The following is a 22,379-nucleotide window of genomic DNA, read 5'->3' as shown; positions in this document are numbered from 1 at the left end:
CTAACAACCTCCAAACGTTAATTTACTTTTCCAAGAGATATCATTATGCTTGTGCCCTCATTTCCGTGACTAATGGCCCATATTCTCCCTTGATGTCCTTCTACAATTTGTTTTGCAATAGCAAGGCCTAATCCACTACCCTTAGCTCCACTTCTTGCTAGGTCTCCTCTATAAAATCTATCAAAAATTTTATTTACATCTGCATCGTCAATTCCAGCCCCATTATCTCTTATCTCTATTATAATACTTGAATTTGTCTCTCTAAGATTTAAAATTATTTCTCCCTCTTTTTTATCCATGTATTTACGAGAGTTTCCTATGATATTTAAAATAACCCTTCTCATTCTCTCTCTATCCATGATAACATATTTGAAATTTTTTAAATCGTTTTTTAACTTTATTTTTATATTGTCCTTTATAAGTTCTGGTTCACTTTCACTTATACAAAAATTTAAATACTCAATAATATCAACTTTATCAAAATTAAAAGGAATTTGGTTTAAATCTAGCTTTGAATATAAAAGCAAATCATCAATCATATGGTCAACATGCTCCGCTTTTGAATATATGGTCTTTAAGTAGCTTTCCTTTTTTTCCGCTGTATTTGCTACTCCATCTAAAATTCCCTCCACATATCCCTTTATAGAGGTTATAGGAGTTTTCAAATCATGAGATATGCTAGAAACAAGAACTTTTCTATTATCATCATACTTCATCTTCTCCGTTATAGAGTCCTTTAGTTGTATTCTCATAGCTTCGAAGCCGTGGCATAGCTCCTTAATCTCCCGATCTCCTTCTTCAATAACCTCATAATTTAAATTTCCCCTACTAATTTCATCTGTGGCTTCCTTTAAGTGGGTAATAGGTTTTATTATTCTCTTTGAAAAAAGATATGACATAATTATGTTTATTATTATAAAAGATATTATATAAACCACAATAGCTAAAACCATAAGTTTATTAAATATATGCACCTTTTTTCCTATAGGAGCCAACAGTATTATATTTGGTGTCCTATCACCTTCTAAATTTAAATCTATCCCCTCAATAATATAATAAATACCATTAACTATAATTCCCTTGTCTAAGATGTTTCCTCTAGCTACTTCCTTAATTTTTTCTATATCTATTTTGTTAATTTCTTTAGGACTAGCTATAGTCTTATTATCCTTAGTAATAATAAATTTTCCATTTAACCCCGAAAGCTTATCTTCTAAATCCTTTTGCAAACTATCATCTTCAGTACTTTTAATATTTTGTTTTAATATATCATTCTTAACATTTACTAGTTCAGATCTTACATATATTATATTTTTAAATTTATCATAATCAACATTTTTTCTAAAAATTTTTGAAGAAATAAATACACAACTAAACAAAGCTAAGATTGTTATAATGAGCGGAAGTATAGCTGTTATAGTATTAGATATTATTAACCTCTTTTTTATATCCATTTTTTCACCTTAAAATTCTTTATTATCAAATAAATAATAACCAATTGTAAAGAATAATATTCCGTAACTACCCATAATCATAAACTGACGGAAAATCTTTAAAAGTGGGAAACTACTCATTATCCATAAATTATACCATCCAAACATGGATGTAAAAAGTATTCCTGAATACTTTGAAAAAATAATCTCTATAGCTTTAAACCCAATGAAAAAAAGAACGGATAAAAAAAACACCCCAGTTCCGCTTCTTAAAAGGTTAGTAAATATTACTATTAATAATACTAAAACAGTCATAGGAAGCAGGGTAACTGCATAACTTACAAGTATTCTAGTTATACCTTGTAGGTTAAAAGAATTTGAATTAAATATAATTCCCACAAGGGTTGAAAGAATCATTACAAATAAAAGATTAGCTAATACAAAAAACATTATAGCCCCTATTTTAGCGGTAAAAAACTTCAATCTTGTGATTGGCCTTGTAATGGTAATCTTCATGGTGTTTTGTGAAAATTCCCCCGAAAAACTATCTATAGTAACAAGGGCAGTAAAAAGAGGTAATATAGTATTAACTAACATAGAAAGCACTACTATTGGAAACTCCATGCTAGAAGCTCCCCTTAATCCAAAGCCGCTTCTTAATCCTGTAATAGCAAGTTGTCCCATGACAATAAAAATCAACGATACTATGGCTGCCACTAAAATCTTTTTCTTCTTATATAACTTTTCAATTTCATTAATCACAGCAGCTCTAAATTCTACCATTTCGTTCCACCTCGCTTATAAAATAGTTCTCCAGTGAAGCATAATTATTTAATATATTTTTTGTAGTATCCACATTAAGTAGCCTTCCATTATAAAGAACCCCTATCTTATTGCAAGTAAGCTCTACATCGTGAATAAGATGGCTAGATATAAAGAAGGTTGTCTTTTCTTCGTCAGCCAGTTTTTTTATAAGGTTTCTCATATCAATCATACCCTCTACATCTAAACCGTTTAAAGGCTCATCTAAAATAATAACCTCTGGTCTAGATATAATTGCCGCTGCAATGCCAAGTCTCTGCTTCATTCCAAGGGAAAATTTCCTTGCCTTTTCATTTTTAAACCTACTAAGACCTACAATTTCCAAAACCTCTTCAATTCTCTTATCATCTACATCTTTATAATATCTTGAAAACTGTTTAAGATTTTCATAGGCGGTTAAATAATGATAGCTCTCCGCAGTTTCAATAATGCATCCTACCTTTTCCATAGCTTTTTCAAATTCTTCTAATACGCTATGCCCTAGTATTTTAACATCTCCACTATCTGGTTTAATAAGACCTGTCATAATTTTCATAGCCGTAGTTTTACCCGCTCCATTTGGCCCTAAAAATCCAAAGATATCTCCCCTATCTATTTTAAGGTTAATATCAGTTATACCTCTACCGTTTTTATACACTTTGCTTAAATTATTTATCTCAATAACCGTCTCCAATTGTAACCCTCCTTAAAAATTGCATAGCAATTTTTATAGTTTTTTAGTTAAATAGTTAATAGTTTCCTAGTTAATGCAGAAATTCCTTAAGGGAATTTCCACAAAAACTAAAAAACTAATAATCTAAAAATCTAAACAACTAATAAAAATTGTTCACAATTTTTTATTCAAACACTCTATAAAACTCTCCACTATACCATCTTCTACCGTCTGATGAAGTAGGTACTCCAAAATAAATCTTTGCGTCCCCTCTATAAAGGTTTATATTACCCTTAGATGAATAACCTTCAATAACAATTTCTGCATCATGTCTGTCTTCTCCAGTGTATTTAGCATTGAAGTTAATATCCTGTTTCTTCTCTGAATAGTTCTCATATCCCTTTACATATTCTTCATGATATCTTCCAACAATTGATTCATTATTAGATTGTGTAATCTCTAAAATTCTCTCCCCAATTTTTTGGAACTTACCGTTCTTTTCTATAATGATATCATTTTTATACTTACCTACATACATTTCAAGATTTGCTAATGAATCTCTATTCTTTTCTATATGCTTTTCTACCTTTTTACCTGAAAGATTTGGCTTATTTACATTAGTGGAGTTAATATCATATATTTTTCCAAGTAGTTCAAAAGTTAGGTTGTGTTCCTTACCTTCATTGTCCTTACCCACAAGTATTCCTGTACCAAAGAAATTTTGCATTAACCCATGTTGGTCTACAGTCATCTTACCTTTAACTTCTTTTACATATACATCCTTAGTAATTTTAGGCATAATGTTTTCTTCATCATTGATTCTATTTATAGCAGTTTCATTTTTTAAAGTATAGGATGCAACTGCATTTATTAATGCAGGAATCTGAGCTTCACTTATAGAACCTGATAATTCTTTGCTTCCATCAGCTTTTTCATCTACTACAACATAATCCTTTAAGTTTCCTACAACAGCATCTATTATTTTTTCTACATCTGCTGCTTCTTTTTCTTTAAATGGATTTGTAAAGGATCTTCCTTTACGTGGAGTTTCATATTCCGTTACATAGTAGGTACCATCTTGGTCATTTTTGTTAACCATAATGTTATTATCTGAATAGTAATATGCTGATGTTTTTTTACTTCCTTCAACGCTTGTTGAAACATTTTCAGAAGCATTTTTTGTTAAGTCGTACTTATTTAATGTACTCTCCGATATAATAATCTTGTCATTGCTCTTCATAATCATAGATACATCAAGAGTATAGTTTGAAAGCTTGGTTGTAAAACTTTCAGCAGAATACTTTAATGCGTCTTTTGCTTGCTCATAGCCGCTCTTTGATGAAATTTCAGCCATAGCAGTTGTTGCAAACATTAAAATCCCCATGGTAAAACTTATGGCCATAGCGGTTTTCTTTTTAATTTTCAATTTTTAACATCTCCTTATCTTTTATTCAATATCAACTAGGAAAGCTTTCCCTATATCTTATTCTAGACTAATTATCTATAAATCTTCTAAAGCAATTCTAAAGAAATTCTTAACTTTAAGAACTTCTTATTAAAACACCTTTACTTCTTCATTGATTCTTCATAAACCTTTTTTGCTTTAGAAGCCCAAACTCCATATATAACAGCCATCATAATGAAAATTATTTGTGGCACAACTCTCATCAGCATAAAGGGAAACTCAAACCAAAAGGCTTTCCAAAACTGTGCTCCCTGCATTCCCCATAACCCAGGGGTTAAGAAAAACAAGTTTGATAAATTAAAATTAATGCTTATTAAAACTATGATAAAGTAAATAATCATTATAGCCACAGAGTTCATACAATTTTCTCGTAATCTCTCATGTCTTTTTGCCTTTGATTCTTTGTCAGAAAAAATATCCTCTGATGGCTGTTTTGACAATGGCAAAAAGTACTGACTCCCAGAATATCTTGTTCCATATACATGTTTCCACCCTGCATCTTCAAACAATGTAACATAATCTTGAAAATCAGACTTATTATTAAAGACACGGTAGTCTATTCTGTAACGCAAATCCTGAGGCATTCCCTCTTGAAAATGATATCTTCCAAAGGCTGAATATTTTTTTAAAATATGTCCTCCCTTAGCCATTTCATTTAAATACTTTTCTTCCTCATTCATGTCTACAAATACTTTAAATTTTTTCATTTCTATCCCCTCTTTAAAAACCTATTTGTTCCGCTATTTTTACTAACCCTTTTAATCTCTCTATCTCCAGTTTTAATACAGCTCCACCCTTATGAGTTAACTGGTAAACCTTTCTTCGTTTATCCTCTGTAGGTACCGCTTCTATTAGCTCCTGTTTCGTGAGATTTTCAATTGCACCGTACATGGTGCCTGCAGCAATTCTCACTCTACCCTCACTTAGTTCTTCTACCCTTTGCATAATCACATATCCGTGCCCACACTCCGTAAGTGCCAGCATGATATAAAATGTTGTTTCAGTTAATGGTAAATACTTATCTAAACTCATTGTTTTCTCCTAACATTTTCATTTTATACAGTTATACTATACAGTTGAACTATATAATATAACTATATACAGTTCGACTGTATATGTCAATAGAAAAATGCGTTAGTCTAAGAATATTAATTCTATAAACTACCGCATTTATATATCTGTAATTTCTTCATAACACAAAAGCTCCATTTAGAATATATCTAAATGGAGCTTTTACTTTGGCTGGGATAGCAGGATTCGAACCTACGAATGCGGCAGTCAAAGTGCCGTGCCTTACCGCTTGGCGACATCCCAATATAATTATCATCGCTATTATTTCCAGCGACGTCTTTTATTCTACTAAGTATAAGTGATTTTGTCAATATTTTTCATGAAAAACTTTATAAAATTTTAAAATTTAGTATTGGATATGGTATTTATCAGTGTTATATTATAATGTAACATCAATATTTTTAGAAAGGATAAGTTTTACATGGTAAAGTCTTTATACTTTATTATTATTTATACTATTTTACTGTTTATTTGGAGTTATGTTTTTGCAAATTCAAAGCGAGAAGATAAAGTTAATTCATCTTTTCTATTATTTTTAGGTGTTATATTATTATGGATGATATTGAGTTTTATAAATTTTTATAATTTTAGTTATAAAGTAAATTTTATTATTCAATCCGTATATTGGATATCCCTACTTAATATAGCTATAGTTTTTTTAAATTTCATTTATCAATTATTAGAAAGAAAACATGATTTTATATACTATATAGTTTTTATGTTAAATACCCTTACCATATTGTCTAGATATTTTTTATATCCAATTAATTATTCCGAGCCTAACTTTTGGCGTCTAAGCAGTGTTGGAGTTGCAACATTTATGTCAACGGTTTTTTCATTGCCTCTAATTTGGGGAAGCTACTTAATCTTTAGACAGTACAAGCTAACTGAAAATAAAAGAGTTAAAAAGCAGCTAAAGTATGTTTTAATTGGAATAACCTTAGCAGGTATAATTAGTTATTTTTCCGAATATATAATTCCTGTTTTTATACCAGCTTTGGATGAACATTCATTCATGTATATTGCCATTTTAATTTTAGTTTTATTTCTTGTTGTAGCCGTAACAAAGGAAAAGTTTTTGAATGTAGAAATGGAGTATATATATGAAGAACTTTTTTTACATTCCAATAAAGGTATACTATTAATTGATAAATATAAAACTATAATATGTGTTAACAATGCTGCTAAGAGCATTTTAGGGAATAGCGAAATTAATAAAGGCATGAAAATTAGTGAATTCATTGAACAATACCAATTTAATGAGGATTATTATAAAAAAGAGATTACAATTACAATAAAGGATGAATTACGCTATTTGAATATATGGCAATTTCCTATTAAGACAAGCAGTAAATCAACTATTAAATTATTAGAAATTATAGATATAACAAAGGATAAATTAACTATTAAAGCTGAAAACGATAGATTAATGGAGCAGTCTTGCATAGATCCACTAACAAGTTTTTATAATAAAAGATATTTAAATGATTTAATTTCCGGTAAAACTCCCTTAACAAAAAATCATCTTGTTTTAATATTTATAGATGTGGATGATTTTAAAAATATAAATGATAATTTAGGACATTTAATTGGCGATGATATTTTAAGGCAGGTTAGTAAGAATATAAAAAAATGCCTTAGAGATAATGAAAAAGTCATACGTTATGGCGGAGACGAATTTTTAATAATCTTAGAAGAAACTAGTGTTAAAGATGCCTATTTAATTGCTAAGAGGATTCAAAGTAGTGTGAATTCAATGCCACTAAAAGAATGTAACTATAAAAGAAATTTAACTCTAAGTTTAGGTATAAGCGGAGGAGATAGCCCTATCAATATTTTAATTGATAATGCAGATAAAGCCATGTATTATTCTAAGGTTCAAGGCAAAAATCAGTGTACTATTTATGACGAAAATATTGAGAATTACTATATGAATAAAATAATATTATAAAACAAAATAAAAGGGCCAACCATTGTATCCTTCAAAGGTTGTGTCCTTTTACTTGTCACCTTATAATCTTATAATTAGTTCTGCTCCTGTAGCAGCTTTAATATCTTCCACAGTATATCCTTCTCCCAATTCTCTTAATACTAATCCTTCATTAGTTACTTCCATAACTCCCATTTCAGTTATTATTAAATTTACTTGACCTGCTGCTGTTAGTGGAAGGGTACACTCTTTTAATATCTTCGGACTTCCCTTTGCAGTATGTTCCATAGCAACTATAACTTTTCTAGCTCCCACGACTAAATCCATAGCTCCCCCCATTCCTGGAACCATTTTTCCTGGAATCGTCCAGTTTGCTAAATTACCTTTCTCATCCACCTGTAAAGCCCCTAGAACAGTCATATCAACATGACCCCCTCTTATGATTGTAAATGACATTGAGCTATCAAAAAAAGCAGCTCCTGGATGAATAGTTACAAATCCCCCACCAGCATTGGCTATATCTTTATTTTCTTTTCCTACTTCAGGTGCAGGCCCAATACCTACAAATCCATTTTCAGATTGAAGTGTAACATCCATTCCTTCTGGTATATAGTTAGCAACCATTGTGGGAAGACCAATTCCAAGATTTACAACATCCCCGTCCTTAAGCTCTTTCGCTACTCTTCTTGCAATTATTTCTTTTAAGTTCTTCTTATCCATATTACTTATCTTCCTTTACAATATAATCAACAAAAATTCCAGGAGTCATCACATGATTTGGATCAATTTCACCTACTTCTGCTAAACTTTCAGCTTCCACAATAACCATATCAGCAGCTGTAGCCATTAGAGGATTAAAGTTTCTAGTGGAATAATTATAGTAAACATTTCCTCTTGTATCTACTTTAGAACCAAATATTATGGCTATATCCGCCTTAAGAGGTTTTTCTAAAATATATTCTTTACCATCCACAGTGAATTTTTCTTTTCCCTCTTCTACTATTGTCCCTATGCCAGTAGGAGTTAAAAATCCTCCAAGACCAGCTCCACCACATCTAATTCTTTCAGCTAAAGTTCCTTGTGGAACTAATTCTACATCTAGTTCTCCAGCATTCATCCTTCTTCCTGTTTCAGCATTAGTTCCAATATGGCTAGTAATTACTTTTTTAACTTGATTATTTACAACTAACTTGCCCACCCCTCTATCTACATAAGAGGTATCACTGCAGATAATTGTCAAATCTTTAATTCCTTTTTCTACTAGGCCGTCAATGATTTTACATGGGCTACCTACTGCAAGGAATCCTCCTACCATTATTGACATACCATCCTTAACCTTTGAAACAGATTCTTCTAAAGTAATTAACTTATTCACACACTTTCCTCCCAGCTAATTATTTTAATATTTGTTCCCTTATATAGGAAGGATGCTGGCTTAAAGACAACATCCTTACTATTAAAATCTTATTTATTTTTTAACTCATTAAAAATCTTGTTGTAATTCTTAATTGCATCATAAATTATAGCCACGTCAGATTGGAATGCAATAAATTGAGCACCCATCTTTATGTATTTTTCTGCACTGGCAGCATTTCCTACATATATACCAACAGCCTTTTTGTATTTTGCTGCTACTGTAAATATCTTTTCTATAAGAGCCATAACCTCTGGATCATTTACTTCTCCTGGCTTTCCTATGGATTGACTTAAGTCTGCAGGTCCTGCAAACAAAACATCTATTTGAGAAATTTGGCATAATTCCTCAATTTGGTCTACCATTTCTTTATTTTCAACGTGAACAACTACTAAAGTATCCTCGTTAGATGCTTTAATATAGTCGTTTTTATTCATAAAACTAAATTTGCAAGCTCTTTGAACAGTTGTTAAACCTCTTCTTCCCAAGGGATAATATTTTGTATGAACCATTGCTTTTTTAACTTGCTCTACTGTAGTTAACCCAGGGACTTGTACACCACTGGCACCTGAATCTAAAGCATGGGCAATATTTTCTTCTGTAGCACTTGGTATTCTAACGATAGTATGCATATTAACACAGTCTCCTGCTCTAATAAGATTTTCCATTTCCGAAAAACTATAATTAGAATGTTCGTTATCAATAATTACAAAGTCAAACCCTGCATAACCAAGCATTTCTACTAAACTAGCTGAATTTAACTTGAAGAAAGTTCCAAAAACCACTTCTCCATTTGAAAGTTTCTGTTTCAAATCAGGTTTAAGCATACTTGTTTTCACCTTCTTATTTCATAATTTTTACTCTTGTTGGCTTAGAAACTTCTTAAAAGATTCAGTATACTCCGGTCTATTTGGAGCAAATATATCCAGATTTAATACAGGCTCTTTTGAATCATATACATGGATATAATGCTCTACATTAGCTGGTACAACTATCCATGAACCTGGTTTCATTGCATAAGGTGTCCCATCAACATAATAATCACAAGTTCCTTGAAGAATAATAGCTATTTGTTCATTAGGATGACTGTGAGGTTTTACTTCGTTTCCGCTTTTGCATTCTGCCACTGTACAGCTCATAGTTTCAGCAGTTAATCCTAAAACCACTCTATCAATACCTTCTCTTACTGGTTGCCATTTTGATTCATTCCAATTTCCATATTCAGCTTTCATAATATTTTCCTCCTCATAAATAAATAATCAATATATTTAAATTCCAAGCAATTTCGCTGGTGTTTCTTTTGCCATAATATTAATTTGTTCTTCAGTAACATTTAGTTCATTCATTAATATCTGAATAAATTTATATAATCCTTCTACTGGTGACCCATTCTTGTTTTGTCCATAATCTGAGTCTAAAACTATTTGCTCTATTGGCACATTTTCTAATACTTGTCTAGCAATATCTAAAGGGGTTACTCCAAAGTTTGATGGTTGGAATACACAAGCATTTAATTCAATATATGCCCCCATTTTTCCCCACTTTGTTATTTGTTCCATACTAGCACCTATTAAGTAGAAAGGATGGTTAACAAGAATTTTTTTCACTCCTGCCTTTACAGCTTCAGTAATCAAAGCATCAACTTCCCTAGCACTTCCATGTCCTGTACCTAAAATTAAATCAGGTCTTTTGGCAACATACTTTAATATATCCTTAACCTCTTCTTGAAGATTTCCATTTTCATCAACATAAATTATTGGTTTTTCCTCCACTTGAGCGTTACCAGAGCCTGGGAAGCTATGACCTTTATGGTCTTCAATATGCTGATTTGAAGAAACTGTTGGCATATAAACAATTTTTGCTCCCATGGAATATGCAACATCCAAAGCTTTAAGATTAAATCCGCCTACAGAATTGTTAAGCGCAATAGCTCCAAATACCTTAACATTATCCTTACCTAAATGTTTCTCAACTAACTGTGCACTCATCATTGTTGGAAAGTAATGATCCTTAATTAAAAATCCTCTATAGCCATGTTCAACAGCCTCTTTTAGCATCTCAGCAGCATCAACTTCTCTTTTAGCTACTGAAGGACCAGCATGAACATGTAAATCAATAACTCCTCTTAGAATTTCTTTCATAGTTATCCTCCTCGTTTTCTCATTTATTAATATGGATATGTATTTTTATTTAGCAATCAAATTTGGTAAAAACATAACTAAATCAGGCACAAAGGCTAGAATAAAGGTTACAACAAAGGCCACACCAACAAAGGGCAGAATAGCTTTATTAATCTTACCCAAAGGAACCTTAGATATATTAGAGGTTACAAAGAGCAACATGCCTACCGGAGGCGTAATAAGTCCAATATTTATCATAACGCTAAATATTATACCGAAATGGATTGGGTCAATGCCTACCGCTTTAGCTATAGGAGCAAAAACTGGAACGAAGATTAATAATGCTGCAAAAGCTTCCATTACACAACCAATAATAATTAAAGCTAAAAGAATCATAAGCATAACTAAATTTTTATTTGTAGTAACACCTAATATTCCTTGTGCCATTTTTGCAGGTAATTGGTCAATAGCTAAAGTCCATCCTATGATATTTCCAAAGGCAACGATAAACATAATTGCTGCTGTTGTTATACCTGTATTAAGTAAAATTTCAGGTAGTTCAGAAATCTTTAGTGTACGATAGGCTAGTCCACTAATTAAAGCAATGGCTACAGCTACAGCTCCGGATTCAGTAGGTGTAAATACTCCACCTAAAACACCTCCAACAATAACAACTGGTACCACTAAAGATGGCGCTGCTTTTACGAATGCCTTAAAAACTTCTTTAGGCTCAAACTTTTCTTTTATTTTTGGATAATTTCTTTTTTTGGTGTAATATCTTATAACTAATATATATCCTAATCCGATTAAAATTCCCGGTACAATACCTGCAATGAACATCTTATTTACAGAAGTTCCAGTTAGAACGCTATAAAGAATAAATGTAACGCTAGGTGGAATGATAGGACCTAAAACACCTGAACTGGCGATTAGCGATGCGCTAAAATCCTCGTCATAACCATCTTTTTTCATTTCAGCTATTAAAACCGCACAGAGAATAGCTGCTACTGCATTTGCAGAACCCAAAATAGCTGAAAGAATCATAGCAACGATTACTGCGGCATATGCAAGACCTCCTCTTAAAAAGCCTACACACTCTCTAACAAATCCCATAATTCTTTCCGTAATTCCACCCTTGTTCATCAAGTCTCCCGCCAATACGAAGAATGGAATACACAATAAACTAAACTGATTAACTCCTCCAAACATTCTTTGTGGAATAATGCTTAGAAAAGTAGGATTACCAATAGCGAAAAGATGAGCTACTCCCGTTAAACCTAACATGAAAGCTATAGGCATTCCCAGTAAAAGAAATACTACAAAAACTATTACTACTAATCCCATATTAATTTCCTCCTTCCCCTCTACAATTCTTTAACAAGGCAGGATATTTACCTGCTCCAAAGAAAATCATTAAAGCAAAGCCAATAGGAAGTGAACTATAAGGAATTGCCATTGATATTCCAAGGCCTGTACTAATTTGTTTTACTATTACTGGCGAAAAAGAAAATTTGTAGCTATAATGAAATAGAAAAGCTAAAAATATTATTAACAAGGTATTCATTATCACAGCGAGAATGTTTCTTTTTCTTTCTGATAAGCTACCCGTAAACATATCAAACACAACCATATCTCCTTTTTTAAATGCCATGCTAGCTCCTACAAAGGTTACCCAAACTAAGGAGAATCTTACTAGTTCCTCAGCCCAAGGAAAAGATAGTCCCAATATGTAACGACGTCCTACTTCTATTACTGTAACCATAGTCATTACAGCTAATAGAAGAACTACAATGAATTTAATCAAATTTTCTAAAACAACTTCAATTTTGTTATACAAATTCATATTATTATACTCCCCCTTCATAATATATAAGTTAATTATTTATTACTTTATCTCACGAGCCATATTTACAAAACTTCTAATTAGGGGATCCTTAGCCATATATTCCTCGTAGATATGTTCTGTAGCTTCAACAAAAGGCTTAGTATTATCAATCTTATTAATCTTTACACCCTTTTCTTCCATTGCTTTTATGGCGGTTTTTTCTTTTTCTTCAAAAAGATTCATGTTATATTTTAAACCTTCATCAGCACAGTCCTGAATTATTTTTCTATCTTCTGGACTAAGTTTATTAAATGCCTCTAGATTCATACATAAAGATGCTGGGAATGGCCATAATCCTATAGTAGATACATAATCTAGAACTTCGTAGTGCTTTTCTGAGTATATAGATGTTAAATTAATTTCTTCTCCATCTATTACTTTTGTTTGAAGCCCAGTGTATATTTCTCCATAAGCCATAGGTGTGGGATTGGCCCCTAATGCCTTTACGCTATCTAACAAAAGCTTACTACCGGGAACTCTAAGTTTTAAACCTTTTAAATCAGAAGTATTGTTGATTGGCCTCTTCACATTAGCAAAGTGTCTAATACCGTTATCATAAATTGATAATGTTTTTATGTTTAGTTCTTCTAGTTTTTTATAAATATCTTGCATTTCTTTGCTTGTTATAGCCTTATACTCTTTTTCATAAGAGTTCAGTAAAAAAGGCATCTGTAGACTTTGCAAAAGCGGGGTAAACTTACTAAAGCTTGAGGTGGAAATAGATGCTATGTCAACAGCTCCAATCATGACCTGTTCTATTAGTTGATCATCATCTCCTAGCTGACGGCTTGGAAAAAATTTAATTTTGATACGATTGTTTGTCTTCTCTGCTACAAGTTCAGCAAACCTTTCTGAAGCCCCAATGGCAGGCAGACTAGTTTGTCCAGCAGCACCTAAGGTTAACGTAATTTGCTCAGTTTTTGTGGTTAGACTTTTCTTATTTGAGCATGCTGATAAAATCAAACTCACTACTAATAACAACAACAAAGGATATATTGCTCTCTTTTTCATTTTATATAACCTCCTACTATTATTTTCACAACCTATATATTAGTACACAGTTTTCCATGTATTTTGCAAACGTTTAAACATTTGCTTTAATATCCCCCCTTCTTTTTGGAATATACATTTTGTAACCTCTATTATTGTATAAATACATTGCTTTGTTTCAAATGTAATTTTACTTCCGCTAAAGCACACAATTCTAATCTATAAAATAAGTACATTATACCCAATACGGTTACTCTTAACAATATCAAATATATAATATATTTGATATTTGATATAATATATTTGATATGATATATAATATCAAATATATTTTCCCGCGTCAACTTAAATATTAATATTTTGTGAATGCTTTAGTAGGATTTAACTTGAATTTTTTAACAAAATAATCTTTTTTCACCTAGCCAAAATCTCTATATTAATATATAATATATTCATACATTATATATTTGATATGATATATAATATACGATGTATAATATTGTATGCTAATAATAGTTTGTAGTATATATAAGAAAGGAATGCTATTATACAATGGAGTTTAGTACAAAAAATAATTATATTTATGAAAATTTAAAGGATGAGATCATAGAAGGAAAGTTAATTCCCGGTGAGAGAATTGTCATATCTGAGGTTGCTAAAAGATATAATGTTAGCGCTATGCCAATCAGAGAAGCAATTAACCGATTGCAACAAGATGGTTTTATTGAAGTTATTCCTCATATAGGAGCTAGTGTTTCTACTTTTAATATAGAGAAATATAAAGAATTGATGATGATTAGAGTTGAATTAGAGGGATTAGCTGCTAAATTATCTACAGAATATATTGATGCTCCTACTATATCTAAACTAGAAAATTTAATTAATGAAATGGAAATATGTATTGAAAATAAGGATAATATTCAGTATGGAAAATTAAACAGACAGTTTCACATGACTATTTATGGTGCCAGCCCTTATAAAATTTTATACGAACTAATTGAAACCCTTTGGAATCGCTCAGAATATTCTCGCAAGGTATTTACACTATTAGCATCTAGAAATGAAGAATCTCTTATGGAGCATAAGGCTTGGCTTGAAGCTATTAAAGAAAGAAATGGAGAAAAAGCTGCGCAAATACTAAGGGAACAGAAACATAATGCTATAACTCTTCATATTGAACAATTAGAAAAAGCGCAAACTTCAAAGTAACATTATTTATAAGGCTCCCACTTTTGTGGAAGCCTTATAACTTCTTAATGAGAGAGTGAACGTGCCATGCCTAACACGTCCTATGATACTCTCCTTATACTAACTTTTGCCCACAATTAGGGCAAAAGTTTGCCTGTCCAGTTTTTTCACCACAATTAGGGCAGAAATTAGGCTTTGCACTCTTCCCAGTAGCAATATTATTAGGCTGCCCTTGCGTACTTTGATTTTGCTCAATATTTTTCATCATTTGATTTGCTAAATTCATTCCCATCATCATACTGGCCATATCTGAGGCAACACCTCCGCCCTTAACATTACCAGAAGCCATGGCATCAATCATAGATACCTGTTGGTATTTATTTAAATCCCCAATCATACTGTGAGAAGCATTTTTATTAATCATCTCTTGAATTTCTTCTGGATAACTAAAGCTCATAACATTAAAACCTGTGATTGTTATTCCGCTATCTAAGATTTCCATATCAAGGTCTTCTCTAATTCCCTTTGAAATATCAAAGGCATTAGCTTGAAGGTTAAACATATCCTTCCCTTCCTTAGATATCCACTTCATTAAAAGTTGATCTAAAATAGAAGTAATCCTTAGCTTAACGTCCTCCACAAGGTAGCTATTTTTTACCCCTGCAATTTTATCAATTAAAGCAATATAGTCGTTGACCTTAAAATTAAATGTTCCATTGGCGCGGATAGGCATACCTCCAGGAAGCTCGCGAGTTGGTATATTAATAGCATTTTTAGTACCCCACTTAACTGTAAATTCCTTTGTGTTAACAAATAATACTTCCGCTCTCATACCGCTGTTGAAGCCAAACTTAAAGCCTTTTAGTGTGGATAAGAAAGGTATAATCTGAGATTCTATGTCATAATCTCCATCATCTTTAAAGATACCTTCTATTTTACCATTATTTAAAAATATAGCATCTTGGCCAGGGCGGATAATTAATTTACTCCCTCTTTTAATTTCACGATTGCTCCATTTCCAGAAAATCATATCATCTCTAAATTCTTCCCATTCAACTACGTTTGCAAATTGATTCTTAAAAAACGCCATATATTATCATTCCTTTCACTTCATCCTATTATTACGAGAATCTAAAAACTTCCTCTACTACCGCTATGTGAGTGGCCACCAGATGAAACTCCACCTCCGCCACCACCGCCTCCTCCTACACGACCTCCACTAGAAGTATTTTTAGGTGGTTTTCTGACTTTTGTAATTGATGTTCTTATATAATCGTCTCTTCTTTGAATTATTCTAGAATTACCAAAATCTCTATAAGTACTTTCTTTAACAGTTACCCTGCCCCCTGAATTATAAGCCATAACGCCAACTACAATTCCAGCTGTTGCAAGGGACGCAATGATCTGAAACCATAAATTGAACAGTATATTGTCCGGATTAACTCCTGGCCTTATTCCCATATACTTATAGGAAGTTTTAATAAAATCATTAAATGCGTTATAATAATCTCCTTTTGATAAATCAGGTGTAATTTTATCTCTTATAAGATCAAGCCTGCTGTCATCTAAATATTCCTTTCCTAGATAAAAACCAGCTAAATAAACTTCCCTATTTTCCATGTCAATTGTTAATATAGCAGTATTACCATGAGGCTTGTCATATCCTAAGGCTTTTTCATCATAAAAGTCTTCCATGTATTTTACTACATCTTTCCCCTTCATATCATTGGAGGTTAGTATAACCATATCTGTCTTTCTTTTAGAAGAGTATTTATTAGCTATGGCTTCAAGGTCTTTTACTTGTTCTTCACTTAAAAGACCCGCAAAATCGTAAATTCTTTGCTTTTCATTTGGAGCAGCTGCTGTTACATTTGTGAAGAAAGGAGATACCACAATTAAGATAATGAAAAATAGTATAGCTTTTATAAATATTTTATTTTTCACCAAAGGCCACCTCCCATAATCAATGATGTTATTTTTAGTATTATAAATGTAACCCCTGCAATTCCTCCAAACCACATGGATACTTTCTTAAAACAAAGAGGTGGTTTACCTACAACCTTACCTGTTTGTCCATTCATAGCAAAGGTATGCTCCGCTTTATTATAATCATAGCAAACCATCCACACAGGAAGCAAAGTGTAATAAGCTTTCTTTTGACTGATATCTATTTGCTTACTATTATAGTTAACTGAAGTGTATCCAGTGATGGTAGAGCTTATATAGGACTCTATATATTTTCCTATTTTAGATTTAGCCCTTGGCAGTAAATCTCTATCATTAAAATTGTATTTTTCTGCAATATAACCTGCAAGATAAGGTGTTTTAAAATCTTTAAAACCGCTATAAGGTTCTAACTTATCCATGATTTCATCATTCATTTTTTGAGAAGCATCCACAGGTACCTTTACATAATCAATGTTGATATCTCTATACACCTCGTAATGTTTCGTCTCTGTATATATATAATCACCGCTGGTGTATTTTGAAACCTTAGTACAGTGAGCACTTACCTTAGCCCTGCTATTTAAGTCGTATAACCAAAATGGAACGTACATCCCTGTTATACCCTTTACTCTATCTGCTGTCATAAATCCCTTTGGAGTGAGACGTCCTTTCTTACACCAAGAGGTAAATGCTTTCATGGCCTCTTCTTTACTAATGGTAAAGGGAATGATTTTTGCTGGAGTCATTGCTCCAGATAATCTATCTCCAAGGACAACTCCTGCACCACAAAAACTACAGGTTGTTGCTGTAGTTTCTGCATCTGTCATAATTATTGCTCCGCAGTTTTTACAATGGTATTCTTTTGCTTCATCTTCTGAAAAAGTAGTGGTAATAAATTCTTCAGAAAAATCTTCTATGTTATCTTTTCTTCCGCAACTTTGGCAAGATAGCTTTCCTGATCCGCTATCAAATGCCATATCACCACCGCAGCTAGGACATTTATAATGTATTACCATAAATTTTTCACCTCTAATTATTGATAAGAAGATATTTTATTATCATAAAAGCTGTAGCTTTGGCTACAGCTTTTATGCATAAGGCACAATTACTTGTTTAATTTTGCCTTAAGAGCAGCTAATTCATCCTCTACGTTTATATCATTGTCATATTTAGCAGTTAAGTCTTTTATATCATCTTTAGGACCTGCATTTAGTTCTGCCATTGCATTTGCTTCGTCAAAAGCTTTGTTTACTTTTTCCTCCATCCTATCAAAGGCGGATATAGATTTATTAGCACTGTTCATTGATGAACCAATTTTATTAATTCTTTCTTGAGTCTTTGCTACTGCCATCTTGCCTTTAAGCATGGCTCTACGTCCTTCTAACTCTCCAATATCAGAAACAAGTTTGTCGTGTAGTTGTCTCATTTGAGCAGCATTAGCGGAAGCTATATTATATGCTTCTCCTAATTCCGTTTCTTTTTTTGCTAATTCAGACTTTTTCTCTAAGAATTTTCTAGCATCATCTTCGTTATTAGCTTCTAATGCTTTTATTGCATATTTTTGCATTTTATCAATTTCTGATGTACATTCATCTAAGGCTCTTTTTGCCCTTTGTTCTTCTGCCATAACAGAAGCAGTTTCTGATTTCACTTTACCTAGGTCACCATTAAGATTTCTTAAGCATTGGTCTATCATTTTCTCTGGGTCTTCAGCCTTATCTAATAATGCATTAATGTTACTTAACATAATCTCTTTAAATCTTATTAAAATACTCATGATGTACTCCTTTTTATATTATTTATACCATTATTATTTATTTCTATATCAAAGTTTTTATTCCTTTAATTTTCTTAAATTTTATAGAAAAATGCCATAGCTTAAGAATGTTAATTCTATCTGCTATGGCATTTATATTTATTATACTTTACTTTTCAGTTCTTCTCTTATCTTCCTATACATAATAATTGGTCCATCACCAACTAATAGCTTTTCACCTGATTTTAGAGAAGATGCCTTTGGTTTTTGTGTTATAACTACCTTTTTATCCTGTCTTTCTATTATTTTATTTGCAAACTTACCGAAAAATGCAATTATGTTATTTATAAACCTCATCTTGGAAATTTTACAATAAAACCTAATGTATAATATTGTGTTCTCATCATCTACAGGTGCAAAGTATATAATAACTTTTATTTTTTCCGTAATATAATTCATCCATATATTAGGGAACATAAAATTTAAGTTGGTCTTTTTTATGGTGCATTCCTCAGGAGACTTAGGAGTTTGTCCTTCATCTACTTCATTGTTTGCACTGGTTCTCAATATATTGTTTTCATATTCCACTTTAGGACCGTTTATAAGTGTTTTATTTCCTCTTCCTATTGTATTATAATGAACAAAAGGTACGTGAACAACATCTAGCTGATTTTCTATACATCTAGAGTAATGTGAATTCCAATGATCCTCAATTTCACTATATGCATAAGAATTATCCACATAATCATAGAAAAACGGTAGATACTCTGTGGCTTTTTCTTCATCACCGTACCATAAATATATAATACCATTTGCTTCTTTTACCAAATATTTTTTTACATTGTATCTAGTCATATCTGCAGTTGAAGATTTGCCATTGGCGGGAATAAAAGTGCATTTTCCATTTTTATCAAATTCCAGAGCATGGAATGGACATTGAATACAATCACCCTTTACCTTTCCCAAGCTAAGAGCAGCGCCTCTATGGGAACATTGATCTACAACACAGCCCAACTCCCCATTTTCACTTCTATACAATGCAAGATCTAAGTTTAACCTTCTTACCGCAACAATTTGATTTTTTTTAATAGACTTTGAAGGTAAAATTGAATACCATTGATTTAATATCATATTTATTTGCCCCTTTCAATTTATATGAATACACCCTCCACTAAGGTGAATATCAGCAAATAATACTTATCTACAAATATTAGTTATTAATAAATAATATCACATTTTTCTTTTTTTAACAATAAATTTTTAGCTATATTTAACATTTGGTATCAAGCCTCCAGGAGAGTCTGATCCTTTTCTGATATCTCTTGTTGCAGTGATTTTACCTTCTACTTTGTTAAGATTTTTAATCTTTAAAGTTGGATCTGTTACACCACATTTATCCATAATATCTAGAAGTACTTTAAACTCTTTTCTCGCTATAACAATCTCAATTTTGTATCTTTTATCCCCATTTATTCCTCCTGCTAAAAAGTCATTAACTGTGTAACCTTCTTCTCTAAGTTTTTCTGATATTTCCATCATCTTAACTTTATTATTTAAAAACACATCTACTTCTAAAATACCCAGTGCAAGTCGTTCTTCGATTTTATTACCCATGTAAACTCCCAAGGTTTTTCCCAAAGCATATGCAATTCCAAAGGTAATTCCTTCCGAACTAGTCACCTTACCCACTACCGTTGCAAAAATGATAGAATCTGCAAATACTAAAACATATACTGGATTCATAATTCTCTTTGCCATCAATATGCTCTTTAGCGTTGCCAAAACATTGGTAAATGCCGTTACCAAAAACAATCCCAAAAGTGTTAATATTAAGTTTTGTGTCATTATGACACCTCCTTTTAATTTTTAATTTTTAATTTGTTACTCAATAAAAAAAGCTAACATAGTAGCATGTTAGCAAATAATCAGTATTTTCAAAAACTCTGTTCGTTTTAATAATCTATATTGAAAATTCAAGAATCGAATAAATTTACTTTCATGATTAGATAATTTGAAAACTTATAATTTCTTACAAGTTCTAGAGATAAAATGAAAAGTATTTTTTATTTATTTTAAGACTAACTTATTAAGTATATCATAAATAAAAAATACTTGCAAATTGTTTTTTCTATAATCAGTTAACATCCCTTTTTAACCAAGCCTTATAATTCAAGTAATTAGTTACAACCACTAGAATTAGAGCTAGTATTATTTTATAAACTTGACTAACATGGATTATATCCACATTAATTTTCATATTAAATAATAAACTTCCCATAAGATATATAATTGCCGTTCCTGAAAAACCTTTAATCCATTTTGAAATATACTTATCTACAATGATAGATATGATAATAAATACAATCTTCCCAATACTCATTACGAAACTAAAGTATATGTGATTTACTAATATTAATTTAATAAATCCAACCATATTTTTGTTTATTTCGAAACCTATATAACCAAAGGTACTATAATCACATAGTATGAAAGCGAATATGGAAGTGCTGACTGAAAATGTAATACTTATTAGGTTTTCTATTAAAAGAGCATTGATAATATAATCCTTTCTCCTAACTCCAAATCTTACAAAATAGCCTGCTTCCTTAAATTTTATTTCTTCGGCAGGATAGCAAAAATATATGCTAGCAAAGGCCATACCAAAATATAGTGCTCTTTTATTAACTTCTTCTTCCATGCTATAAGGAAAGAATGCAGCTGTAAAAAAGGACATCAGTGAAATAACTAATAAAAATGCTATTAAATTATCATTTAAATATATAGTTTTAAATAATGTTTTTATTTTCTTGTCCATGGCTCTCCACCCTCTTGCTAGAAGTTAAATTAATGAATAATTTTTGTATTGGCATATTATCAATGGAAAAGCCCTCTTTTATTAACTCCTGTTTTTCCTTACTATTTAGCTTTTGAAATATGGATATTACCTCCACTCCTCCGACTCTTTCTACATTTAAAACATTAAATCTTTCTATAATTTTATCAGAGCTTCCTTTTACTCCCGTTAAATATAAGGCTCTTTCTTTTAATTCATCCACTTCTTCACATAATAAAAGTTTCCCCTTATCCACTATAATTAGCTTTTCAAAGAGCTTTCCAAACTCCTCTAAATAATGGGTAGAAAATATTATAGTTCTTGGATTCTCTTCGTAATCCGTTAGTAACACCCTATAAAATATATCCCTATTAGTAGGATCTAAGCCTGAATAGGGTTCATCAAAAATAGTTAAAGGAGCTCTTGATGCTAAACCAACTATGATATTTACCACATTTTTCATCCCTTTGGATAATGAGGAATATTGTGTTGAGATATCTAAAGCAAACTCCTCTACTAGCTCTTCTTTAAAATCCTCATCCCAGTTAGGATAAAATATTTTTCCCATTTTAAATATTTCAAAGCTACTCATTCCGGGCATAAATATGTCTCCGTCACTTACCATACACATTTTAGATAAAATATTTTCATTTTCAAAGGGATCTTCACCAAAAACTTCTACTGCTCCAGAGCTTCTTACGTATAAACAACTAATTATTTTTAAAAGAGTGGTTTTACCAGCTCCATTTTTTCCAACCAAACCGTATATTTTATTTTCTTCTATATCTACTGAAAAATTATTCAATATCTTCTTTCTACCAAAACTTTTATTTAAATCTCTAATTCTTACTGCTAAATCCATCTTAATTCCCC

The 22,379-nt window shown here is 31.5% G+C and carries 24 protein-coding genes and 1 tRNA gene; 2 read left to right on the top strand and 23 right to left on the bottom strand.

The features are described from left to right. Positions 1-17: 17 nt before the first annotated feature. From ABDZ69_RS04835 to ABDZ69_RS04805, 7 genes are all read right to left on the bottom strand, one after another. Entirely contained in the window at positions 18-1,454 is a 1,437-nt protein-coding gene (locus ABDZ69_RS04835; protein ID WP_343767213.1) for a HAMP domain-containing sensor histidine kinase, read from the bottom strand. A gap of 9 nt (positions 1,455-1,463) precedes the next feature. Continuing rightward, positions 1,464-2,216, bottom strand: coding sequence for an ABC transporter permease (locus ABDZ69_RS04830; RefSeq protein ID WP_343767211.1), 753 nt, complete (start codon positions 2,214-2,216; stop codon positions 1,464-1,466). Then, positions 2,203-2,928 carry an ABC transporter ATP-binding protein gene (locus ABDZ69_RS04825; protein ID WP_343767209.1) on the bottom strand — a complete coding sequence of 242 codons (726 nt, stop codon included), beginning with the start codon at positions 2,926-2,928 and terminating at the stop codon, positions 2,203-2,205. The genes ABDZ69_RS04830 and ABDZ69_RS04825 overlap by 14 nt, the downstream gene beginning before the upstream one ends. A 163-nt stretch (positions 2,929-3,091) precedes the next feature. Continuing rightward, entirely contained in the window at positions 3,092-4,333 is a 1,242-nt protein-coding gene (locus tag ABDZ69_RS04820; RefSeq protein WP_343767206.1) for a hypothetical protein, read from the bottom strand. A 140-nt stretch (positions 4,334-4,473) separates the two neighbouring features. Then, entirely contained in the window at positions 4,474-5,079 is a 606-nt protein-coding gene (locus ABDZ69_RS04815) for a DUF2812 domain-containing protein (protein ID WP_343767204.1), read from the bottom strand. A 13-nt stretch (positions 5,080-5,092) separates the two neighbouring features. Further along, positions 5,093-5,404, bottom strand: coding sequence for a PadR family transcriptional regulator (locus ABDZ69_RS04810; RefSeq protein WP_343767202.1), 312 nt, complete (start codon positions 5,402-5,404; stop codon positions 5,093-5,095). Between the two features lie 207 nt (positions 5,405-5,611). Then, positions 5,612-5,686 (bottom strand) — tRNA-Gln (locus ABDZ69_RS04805). A 577-nt stretch (positions 5,687-6,263) separates the two neighbouring features. Between ABDZ69_RS04805 and ABDZ69_RS04800 the strand changes: the two genes are divergently transcribed. Then, a complete protein-coding gene (locus tag ABDZ69_RS04800) occupies positions 6,264-7,394 on the top strand; it encodes a diguanylate cyclase (RefSeq protein ID WP_343767201.1) in 1,131 nt (376 codons plus the stop codon). A 60-nt stretch (positions 7,395-7,454) separates the two neighbouring features. On the opposite strand, the gene ABDZ69_RS04795 is transcribed toward ABDZ69_RS04800, so the two are convergent. The 8 genes from ABDZ69_RS04795 to ABDZ69_RS04760 all read right to left on the bottom strand — a co-directional run bounded on the left by ABDZ69_RS04795 (position 7,455) and on the right by ABDZ69_RS04760 (position 13,803). After that, entirely contained in the window at positions 7,455-8,093 is a 639-nt protein-coding gene (locus ABDZ69_RS04795) for a 3-oxoacid CoA-transferase subunit B (RefSeq protein WP_343767200.1), read from the bottom strand. A 1-nt stretch (position 8,094) separates the two neighbouring features. Then, complete coding sequence (gene atoD, locus ABDZ69_RS04790) at positions 8,095-8,748, bottom strand: acetate CoA-transferase subunit alpha (RefSeq protein ID WP_343767197.1); 654 nt, start codon at positions 8,746-8,748, stop codon at positions 8,095-8,097. An 89-nt stretch (positions 8,749-8,837) separates the two neighbouring features. After that, on the bottom strand, positions 8,838-9,599 hold the full coding sequence (locus ABDZ69_RS04785; protein WP_343767193.1) for an HpcH/HpaI aldolase family protein: 762 nt from the start codon (positions 9,597-9,599) through the stop codon (positions 8,838-8,840). Between the two features lie 45 nt (positions 9,600-9,644). Further along, complete coding sequence (locus ABDZ69_RS04780) at positions 9,645-10,019, bottom strand: cupin domain-containing protein (protein ID WP_343767190.1); 375 nt, start codon at positions 10,017-10,019, stop codon at positions 9,645-9,647. A gap of 36 nt (positions 10,020-10,055) precedes the next feature. Further along, complete coding sequence (locus tag ABDZ69_RS04775; RefSeq protein WP_343767187.1) at positions 10,056-10,928, bottom strand: DUF6282 family protein; 873 nt, start codon at positions 10,926-10,928, stop codon at positions 10,056-10,058. Between the two features lie 45 nt (positions 10,929-10,973). Then, entirely contained in the window at positions 10,974-12,251 is a 1,278-nt protein-coding gene (locus ABDZ69_RS04770; protein ID WP_343767184.1) for a TRAP transporter large permease, read from the bottom strand. Between the two features lies 1 nt (position 12,252). After that, complete coding sequence (locus ABDZ69_RS04765; protein WP_343767181.1) at positions 12,253-12,750, bottom strand: TRAP transporter small permease; 498 nt, start codon at positions 12,748-12,750, stop codon at positions 12,253-12,255. 42 nt (positions 12,751-12,792) lie between these two features. Next, positions 12,793-13,803, bottom strand: coding sequence for a TRAP transporter substrate-binding protein (locus ABDZ69_RS04760; protein ID WP_343767179.1), 1,011 nt, complete (start codon positions 13,801-13,803; stop codon positions 12,793-12,795). A gap of 531 nt (positions 13,804-14,334) precedes the next feature. Here ABDZ69_RS04760 and ABDZ69_RS04755 point away from each other — a divergent pair. Then, the gene (locus tag ABDZ69_RS04755; protein WP_343767178.1) at positions 14,335-14,991 is read left to right on the top strand and encodes a GntR family transcriptional regulator; all 657 of its coding nucleotides are present in this window, start codon (positions 14,335-14,337) and stop codon (positions 14,989-14,991) included. 94 nt (positions 14,992-15,085) lie between these two features. On the opposite strand, the gene ABDZ69_RS04750 is transcribed toward ABDZ69_RS04755, so the two are convergent. The 8 genes from ABDZ69_RS04750 to ABDZ69_RS04715 all read right to left on the bottom strand — a co-directional run bounded on the left by ABDZ69_RS04750 (position 15,086) and on the right by ABDZ69_RS04715 (position 22,368). Then, a complete protein-coding gene (locus ABDZ69_RS04750) occupies positions 15,086-16,060 on the bottom strand; it encodes an SPFH domain-containing protein (protein WP_343767176.1) in 975 nt (324 codons plus the stop codon). A gap of 41 nt (positions 16,061-16,101) precedes the next feature. Then, on the bottom strand, positions 16,102-16,914 hold the full coding sequence (locus tag ABDZ69_RS04745; RefSeq protein WP_343767173.1) for a TPM domain-containing protein: 813 nt from the start codon (positions 16,912-16,914) through the stop codon (positions 16,102-16,104). After that, positions 16,911-17,933: a TFIIB-type zinc ribbon-containing protein gene (locus ABDZ69_RS04740; RefSeq protein ID WP_343767171.1), complete on the bottom strand. Its 1,023-nt coding sequence runs from the start codon at positions 17,931-17,933 to the stop codon at positions 16,911-16,913. Before ABDZ69_RS04740 ends, ABDZ69_RS04745 begins: the two co-directional genes overlap by 4 nt. A gap of 89 nt (positions 17,934-18,022) precedes the next feature. After that, positions 18,023-18,694 carry a PspA/IM30 family protein gene (locus tag ABDZ69_RS04735; RefSeq protein ID WP_343767170.1) on the bottom strand — a complete coding sequence of 224 codons (672 nt, stop codon included), beginning with the start codon at positions 18,692-18,694 and terminating at the stop codon, positions 18,023-18,025. A 141-nt stretch (positions 18,695-18,835) separates the two neighbouring features. Next, entirely contained in the window at positions 18,836-19,804 is a 969-nt protein-coding gene (locus ABDZ69_RS04730) for a Rieske 2Fe-2S domain-containing protein (protein WP_343767168.1), read from the bottom strand. A 129-nt stretch (positions 19,805-19,933) separates the two neighbouring features. Next, entirely contained in the window at positions 19,934-20,518 is a 585-nt protein-coding gene (locus tag ABDZ69_RS04725; RefSeq protein ID WP_343767165.1) for a DUF5698 domain-containing protein, read from the bottom strand. Positions 20,519-20,807: 289 nt separating this feature from the next. Continuing rightward, complete coding sequence (locus ABDZ69_RS04720; RefSeq protein WP_343767162.1) at positions 20,808-21,488, bottom strand: hypothetical protein; 681 nt, start codon at positions 21,486-21,488, stop codon at positions 20,808-20,810. Further along, complete coding sequence (locus ABDZ69_RS04715) at positions 21,460-22,368, bottom strand: ABC transporter ATP-binding protein (protein WP_343767159.1); 909 nt, start codon at positions 22,366-22,368, stop codon at positions 21,460-21,462. The genes ABDZ69_RS04720 and ABDZ69_RS04715 overlap by 29 nt, the downstream gene beginning before the upstream one ends. Positions 22,369-22,379: the final 11 nt, after the last annotated feature.

Origin of the sequence: Clostridium malenominatum (assembly GCF_039521365.1) — a bacterium.
In the GTDB taxonomy this organism is placed as follows: Bacteria; Bacillota; Clostridia; order Clostridiales; family Clostridiaceae; genus Clostridium_AW; species Clostridium_AW malenominatum.
The sequence above is the reverse complement of the archived record's forward strand: the minus strand, read 5'-3'. Positions and strand labels throughout refer to the sequence as shown.

Excerpts from the sequence above, each read along its gene's own strand:
- ABDZ69_RS04835 (WP_343767213.1), bottom strand. The coding sequence starts at position 1,454 with ATGGATATAAAAAAGAGGTTAATAATATCTAATACTATAACAGCTATA.
- ABDZ69_RS04830 (WP_343767211.1), bottom strand. The coding sequence starts at position 2,216 with ATGGTAGAATTTAGAGCTGCTGTGATTAATGAAATTGAAAAGTTATAT.
- ABDZ69_RS04815 (WP_343767204.1), bottom strand. The coding sequence starts at position 5,079 with ATGAAAAAATTTAAAGTATTTGTAGACATGAATGAGGAAGAAAAGTAT.
- ABDZ69_RS04810 (WP_343767202.1), bottom strand. The coding sequence starts at position 5,404 with ATGAGTTTAGATAAGTATTTACCATTAACTGAAACAACATTTTATATC.
- ABDZ69_RS04800 (WP_343767201.1), top strand. The coding sequence starts at position 6,264 with ATGTCAACGGTTTTTTCATTGCCTCTAATTTGGGGAAGCTACTTAATC.
- ABDZ69_RS04795 (WP_343767200.1), bottom strand. The coding sequence starts at position 8,093 with ATGGATAAGAAGAACTTAAAAGAAATAATTGCAAGAAGAGTAGCGAAA.
- ABDZ69_RS04780 (WP_343767190.1), bottom strand. The coding sequence starts at position 10,019 with ATGAAAGCTGAATATGGAAATTGGAATGAATCAAAATGGCAACCAGTA.
- ABDZ69_RS04775 (WP_343767187.1), bottom strand. The coding sequence starts at position 10,928 with ATGAAAGAAATTCTAAGAGGAGTTATTGATTTACATGTTCATGCTGGT.
- ABDZ69_RS04770 (WP_343767184.1), bottom strand. The coding sequence starts at position 12,251 with ATGGGATTAGTAGTAATAGTTTTTGTAGTATTTCTTTTACTGGGAATG.
- ABDZ69_RS04765 (WP_343767181.1), bottom strand. The coding sequence starts at position 12,750 with ATGAATTTGTATAACAAAATTGAAGTTGTTTTAGAAAATTTGATTAAA.
- ABDZ69_RS04760 (WP_343767179.1), bottom strand. The coding sequence starts at position 13,803 with ATGAAAAAGAGAGCAATATATCCTTTGTTGTTGTTATTAGTAGTGAGT.
- ABDZ69_RS04755 (WP_343767178.1), top strand. The coding sequence starts at position 14,335 with ATGGAGTTTAGTACAAAAAATAATTATATTTATGAAAATTTAAAGGAT.
- ABDZ69_RS04750 (WP_343767176.1), bottom strand. The coding sequence starts at position 16,060 with ATGGCGTTTTTTAAGAATCAATTTGCAAACGTAGTTGAATGGGAAGAA.
- ABDZ69_RS04740 (WP_343767171.1), bottom strand. The coding sequence starts at position 17,933 with ATGGTAATACATTATAAATGTCCTAGCTGCGGTGGTGATATGGCATTT.
- ABDZ69_RS04735 (WP_343767170.1), bottom strand. The coding sequence starts at position 18,694 with ATGAGTATTTTAATAAGATTTAAAGAGATTATGTTAAGTAACATTAAT.
- ABDZ69_RS04730 (WP_343767168.1), bottom strand. The coding sequence starts at position 19,804 with ATGATATTAAATCAATGGTATTCAATTTTACCTTCAAAGTCTATTAAA.
- ABDZ69_RS04725 (WP_343767165.1), bottom strand. The coding sequence starts at position 20,518 with ATGACACAAAACTTAATATTAACACTTTTGGGATTGTTTTTGGTAACG.
- ABDZ69_RS04720 (WP_343767162.1), bottom strand. The coding sequence starts at position 21,488 with ATGGACAAGAAAATAAAAACATTATTTAAAACTATATATTTAAATGAT.
- ABDZ69_RS04715 (WP_343767159.1), bottom strand. The coding sequence starts at position 22,368 with ATGGATTTAGCAGTAAGAATTAGAGATTTAAATAAAAGTTTTGGTAGA.